The sequence below is a fragment of the Marisediminitalea sp. genome (assembly GCF_984433645.1).
Window position 1 is genome coordinate 1 of record NZ_CFIDRX010000263.1, and the last position, 3,855, is coordinate 3,855.

A 3,855-nucleotide genomic window follows, 5' to 3' on the forward strand; every position below is an offset into this window, starting at 1 on the left:
TCCAATGCCACGTCTTACGGTCACTGGTTCACTGCGCCGAATATTCAGGGCGTAGCCGACGACGGTAGCCTGTTCGATGCCAATGGCGATCGCCTGAGCCCTACCGTTGATGCAAACGGTACGGTTATCGACTTGTACCAGGAAGTGGGTCTGGCGACCGATATGCACGCCAAGACTTTCGACCGTCTGACCGACACGCTGTCACTGGGCCTGAACTTTGATTACCAGTACAACGACAACCTGAACCTGAAGTTTGATTTAAGCCATTCAACCGCAGAACGCGAAGCCAACAACGGTGGCGGTGACCAGTTGTCTCTGATTGGTTATGCAAACCGTGTTCGCTTTCAGGTTGACGACAACATTCTGCCGGTTGCCAGCATGTTTGCTGATGCCAACGCCAACATTTACAGCGGTCAGCAAGAAATCGACGGCGCCATCGTGGCCTCTCCGGTTGACGGCTTCCCGGCTTATGACAGCAGCCTGACGCCAGCTGGCGTGAGCGACTTGCTGGACAAAGACAACAGTCGTGCACACGTTATGTTACGTCGTGGCTGGGCAGTTGAAGATGAAGTGACGCAACTGCGTTTCGACGGTGAGTACTTCACAGACAACGGCGGCATCACAGAAATTCGTTTTGGTACCCAGTACAGCAACGAAACCAAGAGCCTGACCCGCTGGGACAACGAAGGCGTTGGTATTCACTGTACGTACTGTGGCTACCCTGACCTGCCGGAAATCCCTGCCGATGCGCAATACGTGTTCAACGCGGGTAACGACTTCTTAAGCAGTGTAAGCGGCAGCGGCCGTATGCCAACGTCATGGCTGGCACACAACGGTGAAGCCAACTTCGCGTTCCTGGAAAACTACTACCAGAGCGTTAACGGCTCAAGCATTAGCTTTGATGCCGTACGTCGCAACAACAGCTTCGACGTTGAAGAGCAAATCCTGTCTGCTTATGTAGAAATGGATTTTGAAGGCGAAGTGGGTGACATGTTGTTGTCGGGTACTGCCGGATTCCGTTACGAGTCTACCGATGTGTCGGTAACCGGTACCGAAGCCCCGATCATTCAGTTAACCGTACTGGACCAGACTGAAATGCTGGCGCAATACGGCGAAGCGCAACCTATCGACGTTGACGCCGATTACGACGTGATCCTGCCTAATTTCAGCATGAAGCTGGAAATCACCGACGACCTGATTGCCCGTGCAGCGGTGTCTACCACCATTACACGTCCTACGTTGGAAAGCATGTCGCCGGTAACGGTTATTACTACAACCCGTCAGGGTGGTGACTTAACCTCGACCAGTGGTAACCCGGGTCTGGAGCCATTTGAATCAGACAACTTCGACTTGTCTGTTGAGTGGTACTACGACATCGCCAGCTACGCGTCGATTGGTTACTTCCGTAAGCACGTTTCTAACTTCATTGTGAACAGCCAGGAAGACCGCACCTTTACGCTAAGTGACGGCAGCTTGCTGACTGACCCGTCTACCGGGACTGACAGCAGTGGTCCGGACGGCGCTGACAGTGTGGCGGTGTTTACCAATACCCTGCCAAACAACGGTGAAAACGCCATTGTTGACGGTTTCGAACTGGCCTGGCAGCACAGCTTCGACTCTGGCTTTGGTGTACTGGCTAACGCGACCCTGGTCGACAGCGATGCCAAGCTGGACCCGTACAATATCAATCAGGTGTTTGCGCTGACCGGTCTGAGTGACTCCTACAACCTGGTCGGTTTCTACGAAAACGATGATTTTATGATCCGCCTTGCCTACAACTGGCGTGGTGAGTTCGTGCAGTCGTTAACCCAGTCTCAGGGTGATGGCCCGACTATCGTTGAGGATTACCAGCAACTGGATCTGAGCGCCAGCTATGAGCTGTCTGATTCACTGGGGATCTTCTTTGAAGGTATTAACCTGACCGAAGAGTACGTGCACAAGCGCGGACGCTTCAGCAACCACATGCTGTTAGTTGAAGACAGCGGTCGTCGCTGGGCGTTTGGTGTAAGAGGTTCATTCTAACGAGTGCCCCGGCTGGCGTGCGTGTCACCCTTTCGCGCACGCTGGCTATTATTATGTAAACGCACAGTACGCTGTGCCTTTACACAATAATAAATGAGGTAACTACGGTGACAAGTGCATCACAACCTGTTCGCAAAGTGGTAATCGTTGGCGGCGGCACAGCCGGCTGGCTAACCGCGGGTCGCATTGCGGCTGAACATGCCACTAAAGCCCATCACCCGGTAGAGGTGGTGCTGGTTGAATCCCCGAATATTCCTACGATTGGCGTGGGTGAAGGCACCTGGCCAACCATGCGTAACACCCTGATCAAACTGGGGATTCGAGAAACCGATTTTATTCGTGAATGCGACGCCAGTTTTAAACAAGGCGCTAAATTCGCAGGCTGGGTAACCGGCGACGCCAACGACTTCTACTATCATCCACTCATGCTGCCGCAAGGATTCAGTCAGGGCAACCTGGGGCCTTACTGGCAACAACATCAAGACACTATTGAGCAATCGTTTTCGAATGCAGTGTGCTTTCAGGAAGCCTTGTGTGAACACAACCGCGCACCGAAATCGATTCGTCATGCCGAATTTGGCGCAGTTGCAAACTATGCGTATCACCTGGATGCAGGCAAATTTACCGCGTTTTTAACCCGTCACTGCACAGAAAAACTCAATGTCCGGCACGTGCTGGCAGACGTAACCGGTGTAATAGCCCATGACAATGGCGATATCCGAGCTATTCAAACTCAACAGGCTGGTGAAATAGACGGTGATTTATTTGTAGACTGTACCGGCTTTCAGTCGTTGCTGCTCGGCAAACACTACAAAGTGCCTTTTGTACCCTGTGATGACGTGCTGTTTATTGACCGCGCGCTGGCGGTGCACGTGCCTTACGACAGCCCGGACGCTCCGGTGGCAACCCATACTATTTCGACTGCGCAACAGGCGGGCTGGATTTGGGATATTGGCTTGCAAAGCCGCCGTGGCGTGGGGCATGTCTATGCATCGCGCTACCAGAGTGAGCAACAAGCGCTGGACCAGCTAGCCCAGTATGTCGGCCCGCAATTTAACGACTTGTCGGTAAAACAGATCCAGATTCAAAGCGGCCATCGCGAACATTTCTGGCACAACAACTGTGTCGCCGTCGGTCTGTCTGCAGGATTTTTAGAACCCCTGGAAGCCTCAGCTTTAGTACTGGTAGAGCTATCGGCCACCATGCTGGCAGAGCAACTGCCGGTAAACCGCGCAACAATGCCAATTATCGCCAAGCGGTTTAACCAGACCTTCCAGTACCGCTGGCAGCGCATTATTGATTTCCTGAAGTTGCATTACATGCTTACCAAGCGCACTGACACCGCGTTTTGGCGCGACAACTGTGATCCCGCTACCATCCCGGACAGCCTGCAAGAGCTATTGGATTTATGGCGCTATCACCCGCCTTACGACCACGACTTTACCAGCAACAATGAAGTGTTCCCGGCGGCCAGCTATCAGTATGTGATGTACGGCATGGGGTTTGAGTCAGACTTGAGCTTTGGTCAACAGCAAGTGGCCCAGGCTTTTGCGCAGCAACAATTGCAAATAAATCAGCAGGCCAGGCAAAAGGTGCTCAGCGCTTTGCCAACTCACCGTGATTTACTGAACAAAATTAATCAATACGGCTTACAGCCAGTATAACAATAAGCGAGCCCTGTATATGTCTTTAGTTGCCCTCAACCCCAATGCCCATAAGGCACTTAAAATCAACCCGCAGCAGGTGCCACATATTGGCGCTAATGCGCATCTGATCCCAGTGGTGGTGTCGGAGTTTCAAAAGCTGGTAGTCAACTACCCCATTGTGTTTACC

At 52.6% G+C, this 3,855-nt stretch carries 3 protein-coding genes; all 3 read left to right on the forward strand.

Annotated elements, in window-relative coordinates; genetic code table 11:
- On the forward strand, positions 1 to 2,022 hold a 2,022-nt coding region (locus AC4MRN_RS19900; RefSeq protein WP_491204296.1), incomplete at its 5' end, for a TonB-dependent receptor.
- Between the two features lie 107 nt (positions 2,023 to 2,129).
- Positions 2,130 to 3,686 carry a tryptophan halogenase family protein gene (locus AC4MRN_RS19905; protein ID WP_491204297.1) on the forward strand — a complete coding sequence of 519 codons (1,557 nt, stop codon included), beginning with the start codon at positions 2,130 to 2,132 and terminating at the stop codon, positions 3,684 to 3,686.
- Positions 3,687 to 3,705: 19 nt separating this feature from the next.
- A partial coding sequence (locus AC4MRN_RS19910; RefSeq protein WP_491204298.1) for a SapC family protein occupies positions 3,706 to 3,855 on the forward strand: 150 nt, incomplete at its 3' end.